The organism is Pseudodesulfovibrio karagichevae (genome assembly GCF_041414475.1).
Classification (GTDB): Bacteria; Desulfobacterota; Desulfovibrionia; order Desulfovibrionales; family Desulfovibrionaceae; genus Pseudodesulfovibrio; species Pseudodesulfovibrio karagichevae.
This window is the reverse complement of record NZ_JBGLYH010000044.1, coordinates 1-16,358: the sequence shown is the minus strand read 5'-3', so window position 1 is coordinate 16,358 and position 16,358 is coordinate 1. Positions and strand designations below refer to the sequence as shown.

Annotated in this window: 14 protein-coding genes; 1 reads left to right on the top strand and 13 read right to left on the bottom strand. The window is 63.9% G+C overall.

Annotated elements, in window-relative coordinates; all coding sequences use genetic code 11:
• Nucleotides 1–17: 17 nt before the first annotated feature.
• The 12 genes from AB6M95_RS14025 to dnaE form a co-directional block, all read right to left on the bottom strand.
• Nucleotides 18–785: a flagellar hook assembly protein FlgD gene (locus tag AB6M95_RS14025; protein ID WP_371387372.1), complete on the bottom strand. Its 768-nt coding sequence runs from the start codon at nt 783–785 to the stop codon at nt 18–20.
• Nucleotides 786–797: 12 nt separating this feature from the next.
• The gene (locus AB6M95_RS14020) at nt 798–2,561 is read right to left on the bottom strand and encodes a flagellar hook-length control protein FliK (protein WP_371387371.1); all 1,764 of its coding nucleotides are present in this window, start codon (nt 2,559–2,561) and stop codon (nt 798–800) included.
• 127 nt (nt 2,562–2,688) lie between these two features.
• Complete coding sequence (locus AB6M95_RS14015; RefSeq protein WP_371387370.1) at nt 2,689–4,095, bottom strand: glycosyltransferase family 9 protein; 1,407 nt, start codon at nt 4,093–4,095, stop codon at nt 2,689–2,691.
• A gap of 3 nt (nt 4,096–4,098) precedes the next feature.
• Nucleotides 4,099–5,313, bottom strand: a complete 1,215-nt coding sequence (locus AB6M95_RS14010) for a CgeB family protein (RefSeq protein ID WP_371387369.1) — start codon at nt 5,311–5,313, stop codon at nt 4,099–4,101.
• A gap of 34 nt (nt 5,314–5,347) precedes the next feature.
• Nucleotides 5,348–6,769: a sensor domain-containing diguanylate cyclase gene (locus AB6M95_RS14005; RefSeq protein WP_371387368.1), complete on the bottom strand. Its 1,422-nt coding sequence runs from the start codon at nt 6,767–6,769 to the stop codon at nt 5,348–5,350.
• A 41-nt stretch (nt 6,770–6,810) separates the two neighbouring features.
• A complete protein-coding gene (gene dtd / locus AB6M95_RS14000) occupies nt 6,811–7,275 on the bottom strand; it encodes a D-aminoacyl-tRNA deacylase (protein ID WP_371387367.1) in 465 nt (154 codons plus the stop codon).
• A 2-nt stretch (nt 7,276–7,277) separates the two neighbouring features.
• Entirely contained in the window at nt 7,278–7,556 is a 279-nt protein-coding gene (locus AB6M95_RS13995; RefSeq protein WP_371387366.1) for a hypothetical protein, read from the bottom strand.
• Nucleotides 7,556–7,936 carry a 6-carboxytetrahydropterin synthase QueD gene (gene queD / locus AB6M95_RS13990; protein WP_371387365.1) on the bottom strand — a complete coding sequence of 127 codons (381 nt, stop codon included), beginning with the start codon at nt 7,934–7,936 and terminating at the stop codon, nt 7,556–7,558. Before queD ends, AB6M95_RS13995 begins: the two co-directional genes overlap by 1 nt.
• Nucleotides 7,936–8,295: a nucleotide pyrophosphohydrolase gene (locus tag AB6M95_RS13985; RefSeq protein WP_371387364.1), complete on the bottom strand. Its 360-nt coding sequence runs from the start codon at nt 8,293–8,295 to the stop codon at nt 7,936–7,938. The genes queD and AB6M95_RS13985 overlap by 1 nt, the downstream gene beginning before the upstream one ends.
• Before the next feature lie 67 nt (nt 8,296–8,362).
• Entirely contained in the window at nt 8,363–8,974 is a 612-nt protein-coding gene (locus tag AB6M95_RS13980; protein ID WP_371387363.1) for a hypothetical protein, read from the bottom strand.
• A 155-nt stretch (nt 8,975–9,129) separates the two neighbouring features.
• Nucleotides 9,130–10,032: a PEP-CTERM sorting domain-containing protein gene (locus AB6M95_RS13975; RefSeq protein WP_371387362.1), complete on the bottom strand. Its 903-nt coding sequence runs from the start codon at nt 10,030–10,032 to the stop codon at nt 9,130–9,132.
• A 402-nt stretch (nt 10,033–10,434) separates the two neighbouring features.
• Nucleotides 10,435–13,989, bottom strand: coding sequence for a DNA polymerase III subunit alpha (gene dnaE, locus AB6M95_RS13970; protein ID WP_371387361.1), 3,555 nt, complete (start codon nt 13,987–13,989; stop codon nt 10,435–10,437).
• Nucleotides 13,990–14,135: 146 nt separating this feature from the next.
• Between dnaE and AB6M95_RS13965 the strand changes: the two genes are divergently transcribed.
• Entirely contained in the window at nt 14,136–15,380 is a 1,245-nt protein-coding gene (locus AB6M95_RS13965) for an SLC13 family permease (RefSeq protein ID WP_371387360.1), read from the top strand.
• Between the two features lie 27 nt (nt 15,381–15,407).
• Here AB6M95_RS13965 and AB6M95_RS13960 read toward each other — a convergent pair whose 3' ends face one another.
• Nucleotides 15,408–15,842 (bottom strand): hypothetical protein, encoded by a 435-nt coding sequence (locus tag AB6M95_RS13960; RefSeq protein ID WP_371387359.1) that lies wholly within the window; start codon nt 15,840–15,842, stop codon nt 15,408–15,410.
• Nucleotides 15,843–16,358: the final 516 nt, after the last annotated feature.

The following is a 16,358-nucleotide window of genomic DNA, read 5'->3' as shown; positions in this document are numbered from 1 at the left end:
GTGAAATAGTCGTTCGTTTACGCGCCCGAAGTTCCGTCGCCCTCGCCGGAAGTGCCGTCGCCCTCGCCGGAAGTGCCGCCGCCGTCGCCCGCGCTCGCGTCCGGATTGACGACTTCCTTGACGTTGAGCAGATTGATGAAGCGGCCGTCCTCCAGGCGCAGGAACTGGGTGCCGTTCTCGGAGACCACGCCGTCGACCTTGCCGGAAATCTCGGTCTGGACCATGACGTAGTCGCCCTTCAGGTCCTGGCCGAGGATGCCCACGCCGTACTGGCCGTCGGCCAGCACGTTGCCGTTCTCATCCTTGCCGTCCCAGGTGTACTGGTAGGTTCCGGCCTCCTTGCTGCCGAGATCCACGGTGCGCACGATGGCCCCTTCGGAGTCGTAGATGTTCATCTTGATGCTGGAGACCGTCTCGCCGAAGCCGTAGTAGATGGTCGAGGCGTTGCCCTTGTTCAGGCTGACCTTGTATCCCTCGGCCTTGACCTCCTTGCCGATGAAGCTGACCGCGGTGAGGATGTCGTTCTTGGACATGGTGTCGTTCAGCGTGGTGATCCCCTTGTTGATGCTGGTCAGCTGCTCGAGACTCGAGAACTGCGCCAACTGGGAGGTCATGTCGGTGTCCTCCATGGGGTTGAGGGGATCCTGATGCGTGAGCTGCGCCACCAGGATGGACAGGAACGCGTCCTTGTCCAGGCTGGTATCGTGTTTTGCCGGCGAGTTCGAGGCGGCAAGTCGCTGCTCCTGCTGCCCGAGATAGACGCCTGTTGTGTCTACGTAACCCATGATAGACCTCGCTTAAGCGATAAGGTGCAAGCCCTGATCGGAAGTAATTACCCTTTGCCCGACAGCCTGCACGTCCTGGGCCACACCTCCCGCACCCTGTGCCCGCATGCTGCGCATGTGGTTGCGCATGGCGACCATGGCCTCCCGCTCGCGGGACAGATTGTGCTCGCTTTCTCCGAACCAGTTGTTGAAATTCTGGTTGTCGGCGAGCCCGGCCTGGACGTCCAGCTTGTCCACCTTGAGGCCTTGGGATTCTAAAGATTGCTTAATGATATGAAGGTTGTCCGTGATGATCTTGTGGGCATCGGAGTTCTCCGCGCGGATGGTCGCGCTGACCTCCTTGCCCTGGACCGAGAGGATGATGGACAGCTTGCCGAGGTTCTCGGGAGTGAGCTGCAAAGTGAGCTGCTTGGCCCCGTTCTGCAGGGTCTTGAGCACGGCCTGGTCTACCTGCTTCATGACCTTGGGGGCGGAAACTTTTTCCCATGCCTTGGCCGTGGTGTTGGCGGCGGTCGCCTGCTGCGAGAGGGCGGTCTTGTTCGTGGACCCGGCCGTCTCGGTCTTAACCTTGTCCGAAGAATCCTTAACCTGGGAGTTGTCCTCGCGGACCTTGTCGAAGAAGTTGTTCCACTTGCGGTCGTGGTCGGCCTCGGGGTCGAAATCCTTGTCGGCGTTCCGGTCCTGGACGGTGGCGTCGCTCTTGATGTCCACCTTGTCGGCGGCGGACTGCTGCGCCTGGCGGCGGACCGTGTTCTCGGACTGGGCGTCCTTGCGTTCCTGGAAGGCCTGGGCCAGCTCCTCGCGCACGTCGGCGTCGCTCTGGTCCTCGCCCACGCGCGGCTTGAGGTCCACGGCCTGCTCCACCTGCGCGGCGGCCGAGGACGCCTTGTGGGCGTCGCCCATGATCGAGGCGAAGGCCTTGCCCACGGCCTTGACCAGCTTCTGGTCCTTCTTGTCCAGCCCGGCCAGTTCCTGGCGGATCTGGGTGAAGGCCTGCTTCATGTCCTTGGGCAGGGTGTTGGTCGAAAAGAGTTCCTGAACCTGGGTGACGAATTCCTTGGACAACCCCATGGAGGAGATGAAGGCCTCGACCTCGTCCTTGGAGAACATGGTCCGCTGGTCTTCGGGCATGGCGTCGATCTTGGCTTCGATCTGCTTGAAGACCTTGCCGAGCTGCCCCTTCTCCAACTGGCCGATGAGCTGGGTGGATTCCTTCTGGTTGAAGCCGAGCTTGCCGAAGAAACCGGCCAGGGAGGCCTTCTGCTCGTCGGACATGTCCTGCTTGCGGGTCTCGGCGATCTTCTTGGCCACGGTGGAGACGAACTGGCCCCAGGTCATGCCTTCCTCGGAGTTGACCCGGTCCTCGATGGCCGCGATCTCCTCCTCGGACATGCCGTATTCCTTGAGGTCGTCACGGACCGCGTCCAGGTCCTCGCTGGTCATGCGGCTTTCGAGGTCCTTTTCCTCGGCCCTGGCGTCCTCCTTGGGAGCCTTGGTCCCGGCCACGCTGGTGGTCTTTTCCTCGTCCTTGTCCTCCTTGATGCCGGGGGCGGAGTCGAGCATCCGTTGTTCATTCGCCACCGGGGCCATGGACAGTTCGTCCTCGACCAACTCGGTGTGCTCGTTGAACAGATCGGCGAACCGGGTGCGCTGGTCGTCCTTGGCGCAGGCGATGGCGGCCTTGTTGGCCCCCTTGTTCTTGGACGAGGTGGCGAGCTGGACCAGCTTGGCGGCTTCGGAAGCGGCTTCTGCGGCGGTGCCGGGAATATTTTGCATACTTTTCTCCTCCGGCACAGAAACAATCAAAAGGCGTGCCAATGGAGAAAAGGCTTTATATCATGATGTTAACAGCGTTTATGGGGGGAAGAAATGACCAGTTCCGTCCGGTCCGGATCGGGGGAGCCTAGCCGCAGGCGCCGACCAGCCGTTCAAGCAGGGTCAGGACATGGGCCCAGGCCTGGCGGGAGTAATCCTGGTTTTCCAGGTACATGTTCGCAAACCCGGTGAAGGGCCGGGCCATGGCCGGGCTGTCGGCCCAGAAGGACCGGTCCAGGACGGCCCCGGACCGCAGGCCGTGCTTGAACTGGCGGCCCATCTCCGGGATGTGGGCGAGCAGGCGCTCGGCCTCTTCGGGCGCGTGCCGGGCGAGCGCGGACCACGCCTCGGCGGCCTTGCGGTCCTCCCACAGTCCGAAGAGCCCGCCGAACACTGCCTGCCAGAAGCGCGAGGCCAGCCGCTCGGCGTCCGGCGCGGCCGCGTCGAGCCTCTTTAGATGATACAGGCCGAGCTCGGACCGGCCCGTTTCGAACAGGGTCAGGCCGGGCAGCTCCAGGCGGGCCAGCCGGGAGCCGTCGGCCCCGGAGGCCAGCCGCTTGGCCAGTCCGGCCACGCGGGCGGGCTTGAACGGCTCGTGGCAGAGCAGGGAATCCTGCGTGCAGTGCCAGCACCCCTTGGCGCAGGGCAGGTCGGCGCGGAGCACGTAGTGGCCGGGTCCGAACGGCCCGGTCTCCCATGGGTTGACGTTGCCCATGGACAGGTTCAGGCACTTGAGCCCGGTCCAGGCGGCCAGGTGCATGGGCCCGGTGTCCGGGGTGATGAACAGGCCGAGGGTCTGGCCCACGGCCCCGAATTCGTCCAGTCCCAGGGTGCCGCACAGGTTCAGGGCAGGGCCCTTGGCCAGCCCGGCCACCTCGGCGCCGAGCGCCTTTTCCGCCGGGCCGCCGAAGAGCACGGAGCGCAGGCCGCGCCCGTGGAGCTCGTCCACCAGCTTGGCCCAGAACGCGGCCGTGGGGCGCTTGGCCGCGTCGCTGGCCCCGAGGAACAGCCCCACCTTGTTGGAGCCGGGCAGGGTCCTGGGCAGGGAGAACCGGGTGGCGGCGATGTTCGCAAAGGGCACGGCGTCCAGGCCGTTGAGCTCGCCCCAGTGGAAGCGGTTGTACAGGTTGTTGCGCACCAGCGAGGTCCGGTAGAGCTGCCAGTCGCCGTGCACGTACCGGGTGCCGTCCCCGGCCTGGACCGGCCCGAGCTTGGCCTCGGCCCGGACCTTTCCGGCGAGCACGGCGGCCTTCTCCTGGATGGACAGGTTCAGGACCAGTTCGTAGTCGTGTCTTTCCAGGTGGGCGGCCCCGGACCAGGGGAAATAGGTGGCCGCCGGGGAGAGGCGCATGAGTGGTTCGTAGAAGATCTGTTCCGCGGCCACGAAGATGGGGTGGCCGGGGTGGCGGCGGGCCAGCCAGAGCATCAGCGGAAAGGAGAGGACCAGGTCCCCCATACGCTGCATCTGCAATATGAGGATCGGCTTCTTGGCCATGGCCTACCCGAAGGTCTTGCGCATGGTCTCCATGAGAAAGGCCATGCGGTGGTCGTAGGTGTGCTCGGCCAGGACCCGCCTGCGCGCAGCCGCGGCCACCCTGGCGCGGGCCGCCGGGTCGGCCCGGTAGCGCTCGACCAGCTCGGGGATCTCGTCCGGGCTCGCGTAGCAGACGATCTCGGTGCCGGGCTCGAACAGGTCCTCCACCTGGCGGCGGTGGTCCGTGAGCAGGAAGGCGTTGCAGCAGGGCACGTCGAAGACCCGCTGGTTGACCGCGCCCTTCATCTGCTGGCTGGTGCAGTTGAAGTTGATCTCGCTGAGTGGATAGAAGTCGGGCAGGTCGTCGTAATAGGACAGCTCCGGGTGGTAGCGCCAGCCGCTCTGCGCGGAGAACAGCTCCTGCCAACCGGTGTCGCCCACGATGAGCGGGGAAAACGGCAGGATGCGGGACACGCAGTCCAGGCGGTAGAGCAGGGTGGCCTGCCAGGTGACGAAGGTCTCGAAGGCCAGTTCGCGGTCGGGGTCGTCGAACGCCTTGTAGGCGGCGCGGACCTCGGGGAAATGTTCGGCCATGAACGGCCCGGCCTGCTGCGCGTCGGACCAGGCGAAGGCCTTGGCCACCTCCATGCCCGCCCGGAAGAGGTGCTCGGACGGGTTGGCCGCCCGGGCGCGCATCAGGGTCTTGGTCAGCATGGAGTTGCCCACGAAGGAAATGGGCGCGCGCCACGCCTCCACGGGCTCGGTGCGGTGGGGCGCAAGCCGGGTCGGGTCCGCGCCCAGGGGCAGGTGGAAGACGTGCTCAAAGCCCATGGCCGAGAGCGGGACCACGGTGTCCAGGTCCCAGGTGAACAGGGCGGCGCGCGGTTCGAGCAGGTGCTTGTACACCCCGAGGATGAGGTGCGGGTTGTCCACGAACCAGGAGGCCAGGGGCAGGCCGTATCGGTTCAGCAGGGAGGCGAGGATGCCCTCGCGGTCCACGCCCAGGTGGTTGACCGTGAGCACGAAGTCCGGGCGGAAGGTCTTGAAGGCCTCGGTCATGGCGGCCACGAACTCGTCGAGGTCCATCTCCCTGGTCCCGAGGTCCAGGAGCAGGTGCTCCACGCCGAGCCGTTCGCAGGCGGCCGCAAGCTCGCCGATGAGGAAATACTGGCTCGTGAGCAGCAGGATGCGCGGGGCCGCGCCCCGGAATCTGGGCCAACTGGTCGGGGATGCTTGCATGGTTCCCTTCTCTATCGGCCGGGTGGATTTTTGTCTACAGGTCCCGGTCCCGGCACTCGCAGTCCTTGGACTTGTACATGGCCTGGTCCGCCCGGTGGGTCATGGATTCCAGGGTGTCGCCCTTCTCGAACCGGGCCAGTCCGTGGCTGAAGCTCACCCGGATGTCCAGTTTCCCATTGGCCAGGGCGGCCCCCACGCGCTCGGCCAGGGCCCCGGCCTCCTCGATCCCCCCGTCCATGAGGATCAGGAACTCGTCCCCGCCCCAGCGGGCCAGGATGTCCGTGGGCCGGATGGTCCGCCGGGTGATGGCGACCACCTCCTTGAGCACGTTGTCCCCGGCCAGGTGGCCGTACTCGTCGTTGATGGCCTTGAACTTGTTCAGGTCGAGGATGACCGCCGAGAAGGCCCTGCCGTAGCGGTCCGCCTTGTAGGCGAACTGTTCGAAGGCCTCTTCCAGGGCGCGGCGGTTGGCCGCCCCGGTCAGCGGGTCGGTCTTGGCCAGCCTTTCCAGGCGGCCCTGGTAGTGGTTGATGGTGATGGAACAGAGCACGATGATCAGGATGGAGGCGAGCAGGCCGATGATCACGGTGCGCACGAGGTTGTCGCGGGCCGCGGCCAGGGCCGAGGACTCGCTCTGCTCCACGATGAGGAACCACTTCAGCTCGGGGATGTACCGGGTGGACAGGAGATAGTGCTCGCCGTCCCAGTCGTACTGGAAGCTGCGTGAGTCGTCGCGGGGCACGAGGATGGCCTGGGCCACGTCGCGGATGCCGCCCGCCTTGGTGATATAGTAGCGCTCGATACGGGACTTGTCGCGATGGACCTGGACCAGGCCGTCGCGGTCCACCAGGTAGACCTCGCGGTGGTAGTCGTGGCGGGCCTTTTCCAGCAGGCCGGTGACCCGGTCGATGTTCACGCCCACCCCGGCCACGCCCAGGAGACGGCCGTTCCCGTCCTCCACCCGGAAGTTGACGAAGATGGTCAGCTTGCCGCCTTCGGCCTCGTTGGTGTCCACGTCCAGGGCGTACTCGACGTTCTTGCGCACAAAGGCGAAGTACCAGACGTCGTGCGGGTCGCGCGGGCCGATCTTCTTCAGGATGCCGTTTTGGGTGTAGTAGTTGTCGCTCTGGGCCGAGACGAAGAAGGTGGTCAGGAAGCCGTACTTGTCGCGCAGGTCGGACAGGTAGCGGGTGATGGCCCCGAGGTCCTTCTCCCCGGACTTGATCCAGTTCTTCAGAAAGGCGTCGTTGGCCATGGAGGTGGAGACCAGGATGGGCCGGAGCATGTCCGCGTGGACTTCGGAATAGATGTTCTTGCCCGTCAGGGGCAGGGCGGAGTTGAGCAGTTCCTCCCTGACCGTGGCGCGGGTGAAGGCGTAGTTGATCAGGCTGGTCGCCAGGAAGGAGACGAGCAGGATCAGGGTCAGGGCGGTGATGAGCTTGGTCTTTACGGACATGGCGGCAGTGTAGGCAAGGGAACGCCCGGAGGCAACCCGGTTTAGAGCTCGTCGGAATCGAGGATGATGGTCACCGGGCCCCAGTTGGTGAAGTCCAGGTGCATCTCGGCCCCGAAGCGGCCCGTGGCGAACCCGGCCGGGGCCAGCTTGCGGGCGTCCTCCACGAATCGGTCGAACAGGGATTCGGCGATGTACGGGTGGCAGGCGTCGGTGAACGAGGGCCGCCGCCCCTTCTTGCAGTCCGCGTAGAGCGTGAACTGAGAGACGAGCATCAGGTCGCCCCGGATGTCGGTCAGCGACAGGTTGAGCTTGCTGCTGTCATCCGGAAAAATGCGCAGGTTGAGGAGCTTGTCGAGCATCTTGCGCCAGGCCGGGGTCTCGGGGAAGTCCGCCTTGTCCTCGCCGCCGAAGCCCACGAGCACGAGCAGGCCGGTGCCGATCTCGCCGACCACGGCTCCGTTGACCAGGACGCGCGCGTCGGAGACCCGCTGGATGACCACGCGCACGGCTAGCCCTCGCCGCCTGCCGGAGCCTGCGGGGCGGCCGGGACGATCCGTTCCACGCCGGGCGGGGTGCAGCCGAACCCGTTCCGGTTGGCGCAGCCCCGGTACATGGTGCCGAACACGAAGAAGCAGACAAAGGCCAGGAAGGCGACGCCGCTCAGGACGCGCCGGGGACTGGTCCGGGAGTCCTTGGGGATGAGCAGGGAAGTCATGATCTTCCCGTAGGACATGCCGTTGATCTCGCCGCGTTTCTCGTTTTGATTTTCGTCTTTGCTCTCGGCCATCATGCTTCCCAGTAGGTGGCCTTGGAGGTGTTGTTTTCCGAGACCGACACCTCCACCAGGGAGACGTTCTCCGGCATGGCCGACTTGAGGTTGCGGTAGATGAACATGGCCAGGTTCTCGGAGGAGGGGTTGATCTCCTTGAAGCACTCCACCTCGTTCAGGTGGGTGTGGTCGAGCCGGTCCAGCACGGCCTTGGTTTTGTTCTTCAATTCCTTGAAGTCCACGAGATACTGGACCTTGGGGTCCAGGGTGTCTCCCTCGACCACCACCTCCACGCCGAAGTTGTGGCCGTGCAAGTTCTCGCACTTGCCGCAGTAGTGGCGCAGCTGGTGCGAGGCCGAAAATTCCTGGGTGATGGTCAGTTTCCATTTGCCGGGCATTATCTGGACTCCTTGTATTCGTGCGGCCGCATGCCGTTCCCCTGGAACGCCTCGGCCGGATACTTTCTCTCGTTGATCTCGCATTTTTCGTGGGCGGCCGCAACCAGGTCGATGCCCATCTCGTCGGCCAGGCGGACCAGGTAGATGAGCACGTCGGCCAGCTCCTCGGCCACGGCCTGTTTGCGTTCGCCCGCGACCTCCCGGCTCTCCTCCGGGGTCAGCCACTGGAACAGTTCGTTCAGTTCCCCGACCTCGCCGGTCAGGGCCATGACCAGGTTCTTGGGCGATTGGTGCTTCTGCCAGTTGCGGTCCTCGACGAATTTGCGGTGCCGCTCGTTGAGTTGGTCCAGGGAATCCATATGCTCTCTCGTGGTTGATCGGTTCGGCGGCCGTATTGGGCGGCCGGGCGGGGGAAAGGCCGTGCCGCTATTTTTTCTTCCCCAGCAGGTCCTCGCGCAGCTTGCGGGCGAGTTCCTCGCGGGCCGGTTCCAGCCCCTCGCGGTAGCCCTTGGCGTCGCCGTATTCGAAGAAGCCCCGGTAGTGGCCGTGCACGGACTTGACCGGGCGGGCGTGGCGCACGGGGCACCAGTATTGTTCGGTGCGTGCGGCGACCTCGCGGACGTAGGCGATGACGCCGTTGAAGTAGCCGCAGTACATGCAGTTCATCTTTTCGAGCCAGTTCAGGTAGCCGAGGTGCTGGCGGTCGATGATCACGTAGTCCCGCCGCCGGGCGAAGGGTATGCCGTAGACCGGGAAGCAGATGTACTGGTAGACGGTGACCACCAGGTCCAGGATCACGCAGGGGATCAGCGCCCCCCAGATGATCGGGATGGTCAGGATGATCAGCGGGCCGGAGTCGTAGACGTAGTCCAGCCACTTCTTCAGGAACTCGCGCTGCCTGGCCTTGACCTCGTGGGTGAAGCTGACCTTGCGCTGCCGGATGGTGTATTCGAGATCCTCGCGCTTGGCGCGCAGCTCCTGTTCCAGCTCGACCTGAAGTTCCTCGATCCTCTGCAGCAGTTCGTTGACTCGGCTCATGCGTCCTTCCCGGCGATTGTGAGGTTGCGTGTGTTGAAGCGGGGGCTTCGGGATTGCGATCTTCGAGCATGGTGGGCGAGCGCGGCGCGGTTTGTCAACCAACAAAAAAGCCCCGCCGGAGCGGGGCCGTGAAGATCGCGGGGAGGCCGGTCCGCTCAGTTGCGGCGGAAGCGGCGGACCAGGGGCAGGCAGAGCAGGCCGAGGCCCAGGAGCAGCCACGTGGCCGGTTCGGGCACGACGCTGCCCGAGTATTCGCCCCGGCCGATGAACGCCTGTTCGTACCCGTTGTCCAGGCCGTACATGCTGATTTCCATGGAGAGCATGTCCTCCAGACTGCCCGCCGTGGCGGTCCATGCGGCCAGGAATTCGTTCAGCTCGGGCAGGACCACGGCGTAGGCCGCGTTGTTGGCGCCGAGATTGTGGTTGAAAGTGACGCCGTCGAATTCGACGTTGCCGCCGGAGAGGACGTAGTTGTCGGTCGTGGAGGTGTCGATGAGGTCGTACGTGCCGTACACGGTCGCACCGTTCCAGAGCGTGAGTTGCACCTTGATGTAGAGGTCCTGGCTGCTCGAGGTCTCGTTATTGTTGAAATAGAAGACCGGCATGCTGCCGTCCAGGTAGGCGACGAGGGCCCCGATGTTCGCGTCCCACGTCGTCAGGGAATCGGCGTAGATGCCGTTGTTGTCGGGGTCGGCGGCGGTGGCGGTGGAAAAGCTGGCGTTGGTGGCGTGGTTCGGCGTCATGTACGCGTCCTCGAACCCCGTCGCGTTGTCGGCCGCGGCCTGGGCGCCCGTCATGATGACGATGTTGTCCGCGAGCTGGCCGGGGCCGGACGCCACGTAGTACGGGTCACCCGAGTTGAGGTACGTGTCGGTGAACCCGGAGGAGACGTAGTTCACGATGGGCAGGGAATAGGAATAGAAGTCGCCGTACTGGCGGGCTAGCCCGCTGGTCACGGAGGTGTCCAGATCGGGCAGGACCAACGCTTCGGCCCGCTCGGGCCGGGCGGCGAGGCATATGCCGACGATGAAAAGAAGGGTCAGTATATATCTCTTCATGGTATTCTTCCTTGTATGCAAAAGTTCAGGCGCGATGCGCGCTTGATGATTATGCCTACCTGTAACAATGCAACAAGTGTACCTGAGATAATAGTCTGATTTTATTCGGTAAGTACGAAGATCATCCTCGGCTGGGGGTGTGAAGTTTCCCGACATTCCAAAAAACTTTACACTTTCCTGAAGTTATAGATTTTATCTATTCTACCTATTGATAATGATAACGATTCTCGGTGTCGAATCCCGGGGGAGTCGACCGGCGCGGCTCGATACCGGCGGTCGTGCGCGGGCGCCCCATCCTGAGCGCAATCGGGTTGTGAAAATATTCCGTTTAAAACCGGTAGGTTGTGTCGACAACAGCCTGTAAGGGATTCCGACAGCTCTCCCGGCCGGAGATGGGGTCGGCTAGAGGAGTTCGGCCTCGGCCTCGGCGCGGTAGGTCTTGGCGTCGCCGTTCTGCCAGGCCTCGACCTCCTTCCAGAAGTCGCGGCCGGGGTAGACCTTCCAGCCGTTGCCCAGGCGCAGGTTGACCACGGACTCGCGGGTGATGATGCCGAGGTTCACGTTGGTGGTGCCGGGGTAGCGCTGGAGGATGGCCTTGAGCGCGTTGAGGTGCCCGTCCACCGCGTTCTTCTCGCCGATCCACAGGCTGACCGGCTGGTCCGAGCCCTGGGCCGCGTCGGCCAGGAACAGGACCTTGTCGGCCAGGATCTTGGCGGACTTGGGCGCGTCCTCGGGACCGCCGGGCGCCTCGCGCACGTCGATCTTGCCCTGGACCAGCAGGGGGCGGTCCGCGTCGAGCAGTTCGCGCGCCTCGGCATACACGTTGGGCAGCAGGGTGATCTCGCCGTAGGTGGTCAGATCCTCGGCGTTGCAGAAGGCCATGGGGTCGCCCTTGCGGGTGATGAACTGCTTGTAGTCCGGGATGATCACGGCCACGCGGACCTCGGTGCCGTTGGGGATGGTCTTGCACTCCTCCAGCGTCACGGTGCGCAGCCGCTGCATGTCGTGGCGGTAGGCCAGCAGCGGGTGCCCGGACAGGAAGAAGCCGAGGACCTCCTTTTCCAGGGTCAGTTTCTCGCGGTCGTCGAACTCCTCGCACAGGGAGCAGGTCGGCGTGTGGGCCGAGTCCTTCTTTTCGCCGCCGCCGAGCATGTCCAGCATGTTGAGCATGCCGGACTCCTTTTCCTTGGCCTTTTTCTGGCCGAGCGCCACGGCCTTGTCCAGGTCCTCCAGCAGGGCGGCCCGGGAGCAGGAGAAGCAGTCGAGCGCGCCCGCCTTGATCAAGGATTCCAGGACCCGTTTGGTCACCCGGCGCAGGTTCACCCGCTCGCAGAAGTCGAAGATGTTCTCGTACGGCCCGTTCTCGGCGCGTTCGGCCGCGATCTCGTTGATCGCCTCCTCGCCCACGTTCTTGATGGCCGCCATGGCGAACAGGATCTCCCCGTCCTTGACCGAGAAGCGCGCGTGGCCCGCGTTGATGTCCGGCTGGCGGACGGTGATGTCCATGTCGCGGCAGGCGTTGACGTACATGATGATCTTCTCGGTGTTGTTCATTTCCGTGCTCATCAGCGCGGCCATGAATTCCACCGGGAAATGGGCCTTGAGGTAGGCGGTGTGGTAGGAGATCAGCGCGTAGGCGGCGGAGTGGGACTTGTTGAAGCCGTAGGCCGCGAACTTCTCCATGGTGTCGAAGATGTCGTTGGCCACGGCGTCGTCGATCTTGTTCTCGCGCGAGCCCTCCAGGAAGCGGGACCGCTGCTTGGCCATCTCCTCGGCGATCTTCTTGCCCATGGCCCGGCGCAGCAGGTCGCCTTCGCCGAGCGAGTAGTTGGCGATGACCATGGCCGTGGCCATGACCTGCTCCTGGTAGACCATGACGCCGTAGGTCGGCTTGAGGGTCTCCTCCAGGGACGGGTGCGGATAGGTGACCGCGATCTCGCCGTGCTTGCGCATGATGAATTCGTCGACCATGGACACGCCGTGGGAGCCGATCATGCCCAGCGGGCCCGGCCGGTACAGGGCGAGCATGGCCACGAGGTCCTCGAAGCGGTCCGGGCGGAGCATGCGCAGGTACTTGCGCATGCCCGAGGATTCCACCTGGAAGATGCCGTCCGTGTCGCCCTTGGCGAAGATGGCGAAGGTGTCCGGGTCGTCCAGGTGCAGGGTGTCCAGGTCCGGGGCCTTCTTGCCCTGCTCGCGGATGATGTCCAGGCAGTCCTCGATGACCGTCATGGTACGCAGGCCCAGGAAGTCGAACTTGATCAGGCCGACCTTCTCGACCTTCTTCATGTCGAACTGGGTCACGATTTCGCCCTTCTTCCCTTTGTAGAGAGGAAGGTATTCGGTCATGGGCTTGTTCGAGATGACCACGCCCGCCGCGTGGGTGGAGGCGTGGCGGCACAAGCCTTCCAGTCGCGTTGAAATGTCGATGAGTTTGGCCACCTTGGGATCGGTGGCGACCATGTCGTCCAGTTCGGTCACGGCCTTGACCGCGTTGGGCACGGTGATCTTGGCCTTCTCCACGCCGAGCAGCTTGGCCATGACCGCCGGGTCGTCCGGGATGAGCTTGGCGATCTTGTCGGTCTCGCCGAAGGTCATGCCCAGGGCCCGGCCCACGTCCTTGATGACCGCCTTGGTCTTCATGGTCCCGAAGGTGGTGATCTGGGCCACCCGGTCCACGCCGTACTTCTCGGCGCAGTATTTGACTACCTCCAGGCGGCGGCGCTCGCAGAAGTCCACGTCGATATCGGGCATGGACACGCGTTCCACGTTCAGGAAGCGCTCGAACAGCAGGTCGTAGGGGAGCGGGTCGAGGTTGGTGATCTTGAGCGACCAGGCCACGATGGAACCGGCGGCCGAACCTCGGCCGGGTCCCACCGGGATGCGGTGGTCCTTGGCCCAGTTGATGAAGTCCTGGACGATGAGGAAGTAGGCCGGGAAGCCCATCTCCTTGATGACCCCGAGTTCGTAGTCCAGCCGATCCCAGTATTTTTTCTCGTCCACCTCGTAGGTGATGGTGTTCAGGCGGCGCTTGAGGCCCTCGCGGCACAGGCGGTCGAACTCCTCGTTCATGGACACGCCCTCGGGCAGCTCGTACTCCGGGAAATAGTAGTTGCCGAGTTCGATCTCGAGGTTGCACATCTCCGCGATGCGCTGGGTGTTGGAGATGGCCTCGGGCACGTGGGCGAACGCCTTCTCCATCTCCTCCGGGGTCTTGAAATAGAGTTCCCTGGTCTCCATGCGGAAGCGCTTTTCCGCGTCCACCTGGGTCTGGGTCTGGATGCACAGCAGGGTGTCGTGGGCCTCGTAGTCCTCGGCGGTCAGGTAGTGGCAGTCGTTGGTGGCCACCAGGGGCAGGCCGGTTTCCTCGGCGCACTTGATGAGCAGTTCGTTGAGCCGGTTCTGCTTGCCGATGCCGTTGTCCTGGAGCTCCAGGTAGAAGTTGCCCGGAAAGATGGACTCGTAGGTCCGGGCCATCTCCACGCCCGCCTCGACGCCCTCGTTCATGAGCTTGCGGGGCACCTCGCCCGCCAGGCAGGCGGACAGGGCGACCAGCCCCTCGGAGTACTTCTTCAGCAGGTTCTTGCACACGCGCGGCTTGTAGTAGAAGCCGTTCAGGTATCCCTCGGAGACGATCTTGATCAGGTTCTTGTAGCCGCGCTGGTTCTTGGCCAGCAGGACCAGGTGGTAGCCGCCGCCGTGGTCCTTCTTGTGGTGCGCGTCCACCTCGTCCACGTCGCCGGGGGCCACGTACACCTCGCAGCCGATGATCGGCTTGATGCCCAGTTCCTTGGCCGCCATGTAGAAGACCACGGCCCCGTACATGGACCCGTGGTCGGTGATGGCCACGGCGGGCATGCCCAGGTCCTTGGCCCTGGAAAGCAGGTCCCCGATCCGGATGGCGCCGTCGAGCAGGCTGTACTCAGTGTGTACGTGAAGATGAACGAATTCGGCCACTTATTGAAACTCCTTGTGCTGAGATACGGATGATAGCGTAAAGCCGTGGGGACTGCCACCCGGAAAAGAAGGAAGCGATTCGGTTGACATTCTTGTGTGAAAACGGTCCATTGCAACAGGTCGAAAACCTGTGGCCCGGAGACGTTGTGGAACCGCTGACGAACGTGACCGCCTACCTGTGGGGCCGGCTGCCCCTGATTCTGCTCTTCGTGTGCGGGTACCTAGTGTACCAGCTCATGGCGGCCACGCGCATCACGGACGGGTTCGTGGCCTGGGCCCTGCGGCGCAGCGGGGGGCGGGCAGGGCGGGTGCTGCTCTACATCATCGCGGCCTCGGCCGTGCTTTCGTCCTTCATCCCCAACACCATCACGGTGCTGACCCTGATCCCGGTGCTGAAAAGGCTGGACCGAGACTTCGCGGCTCGGGGCGTGACCGGCATGACCACGGTGCTGATGTGCTCGGCCCTGTACGGTGCGGCCATCGGCGGCACGGGCTCCATGATCGGCACCCCGGCCAACGCCGTGCTCTTCGCGGCCCTGGACCTGTTTCAGGTGGCCGGGCGCGACAATCTGAATTTTTTCAACTGGTTTCTGTGGTCCGTGCCCCTGGTGGCCGCCTTCGTGCTGCTCGCCTGGTTCGTGGTCGCGGGGCTGGGGCTGCCCAAGTCGGCGCGGGGCGCGGTCATCGACCTGTCCGGCTCGGTCGGGAGCGGGGTCGACGCCCGCCAGCGCTACGGGGCCAAGCTGTTCTGGCTGTACATGGGCTATTTCGTGATCGAGGCCGTGCTCAGGGAGAACGTGCCCGGGTTCGCGGCCGTGTCGCCGGTGGTCAGCCTGGGGTTCGCCGGGCTGTTCCTGTACCTGCTCTTCGTGCGGAGCGCGCCGGACGGGGGAGGGCGGTCCGGGCCGCTGCTCACCGGGGGCGGGCTGCTCAAGTCCGTGCCGCGTCGAGGGTTCATCTTCATCCTGGCCCTGGCCGTGCTGGTCGGGGTGGTCCACTGGACCGGGCTGGACCACAAGACCGTGGTCCTGGCGGGCAAGCTGCTCAAGGGCCACATGGACCCGCGCCTGCTCTTTCTGCTGACCATCACGGCGGTCATCACCCTGACCGAGTTTTTGTCCAACACCGCGGTGGTCACCGCCTTCTTCACCATCGCCTACTACGCGGCCAAGGGGCACGGGATGGACCCGCTGCCGCTGATGATCGCGGTGGGCGTGGCCTCCACCTGCGCCTTCATGACCCCCATCGCCACCACCGCCAACGCCCTGGCCTTCGGCGAGATGAAGGGCGCGTCCCTCAAGGCCATGGTCGGCCTGGGGTTCGTGCTCAACTGCCTCGGCGCACTGCTCATGACCGGCTGGCTGGGCTGGGTCCTGCCCCGGCTGTACTAACGGCGGGGTGGCGGCCGAAGGGGCGGACTACTCCTTGAAGGCGCTCTTGATGTCCCTGCCGTAGGTGAAGGTGCGCAGCTCCCAGCCCTGGCCGTCGGGGTTGTAGTAGTAGAGGTCGAACACCTTGGGCATCTTCGGGAAGAGCAGGAGGTAGCGCAGCCGGATCAGGGAGCTGCCGACGCGCTGCTTGAGAAGCCGTTCATAGCCCAGGGGCTTGCCGCTCTTGCCGTATTCCCCCTCGAGGTCCTGCTTGAGTTCGATCACGGTGTCGGCCCGCTCGCTGCCCAGGAGGGAGATGAAGGCGTCGTCGACCCGCCACTCGACCAGCAGGTTGAGGAAGTGTTCGGCATGGACCTCGGGGCCCTGCTGCTTCCAGCCGGCCGCCTCGAAGGCGCCGGCCGGGTACGGGGAGGCCAGGAGAAGCACGAGCAGACTCGTGGCCAGATAGTTGCGGATATGCATGACGGACTCCTTGGAGCGATTGTTCGGCGGAACCTAGCAGAAATCGTCGCGCCAATCGAGAACCAAACGAGGCGGCGGAACACCACCTATATATAATGATGGGACCCCCTGCACGGTGCTGCGTTTTGGGCTGAAATAAATGTTGTGCTATTACGATAGCTTAATTTGAAAAGCGCATTTTTTTGGAAAAAGCGCTTGACCTGAGTGGACGGTTCCCATAGAACTCCTCTTCGCCGCTGGGGAACACCCCGAGTGAGTCACCGGCGGCTTGTTCTTTCTCAAATATATCGAATGGTTAACGCCGATTTGGCCAACTGAAAAAAGTTGAAAAAAGGTGTTGACGGGGGGAAGACAATCACTTAGTTTCCCCTTCCTGCCTGAGGGCGGGACGTTCTTTGAGAAGAAAGACGTTTCTGGTCTTTGACAATTAAATAGCGAGTTGAGCAACAAAGATCACGATAATCACAGCCCGTTTAATACGAGTTTAAGATTGAGTGATCACATTCTCCAAGTTTA

Coding starts and splice junctions, on each gene's coding strand:
- AB6M95_RS14025 (WP_371387372.1), bottom strand. CDS start 785: ATGGGTTACGTAGACACAACAGGCGTCTATCTCGGGCAGCAGGAGCAG.
- AB6M95_RS14020 (WP_371387371.1), bottom strand. CDS start 2,561: ATGCAAAATATTCCCGGCACCGCCGCAGAAGCCGCTTCCGAAGCCGCC.
- AB6M95_RS14015 (WP_371387370.1), bottom strand. CDS start 4,095: ATGGCCAAGAAGCCGATCCTCATATTGCAGATGCAGCGTATGGGGGAC.
- AB6M95_RS14010 (WP_371387369.1), bottom strand. CDS start 5,313: ATGCAAGCATCCCCGACCAGTTGGCCCAGATTCCGGGGCGCGGCCCCG.
- AB6M95_RS14005 (WP_371387368.1), bottom strand. CDS start 6,769: ATGTCCGTAAAGACCAAGCTCATCACCGCCCTGACCCTGATCCTGCTC.
- AB6M95_RS13995 (WP_371387366.1), bottom strand. CDS start 7,556: ATGGCCGAGAGCAAAGACGAAAATCAAAACGAGAAACGCGGCGAGATC.
- queD (WP_371387365.1), bottom strand. CDS start 7,936: ATGCCCGGCAAATGGAAACTGACCATCACCCAGGAATTTTCGGCCTCG.
- AB6M95_RS13985 (WP_371387364.1), bottom strand. CDS start 8,295: ATGGATTCCCTGGACCAACTCAACGAGCGGCACCGCAAATTCGTCGAG.
- AB6M95_RS13980 (WP_371387363.1), bottom strand. CDS start 8,974: ATGAGCCGAGTCAACGAACTGCTGCAGAGGATCGAGGAACTTCAGGTC.
- AB6M95_RS13975 (WP_371387362.1), bottom strand. CDS start 10,032: ATGAAGAGATATATACTGACCCTTCTTTTCATCGTCGGCATATGCCTC.
- AB6M95_RS13960 (WP_371387359.1), bottom strand. CDS start 15,842: ATGCATATCCGCAACTATCTGGCCACGAGTCTGCTCGTGCTTCTCCTG.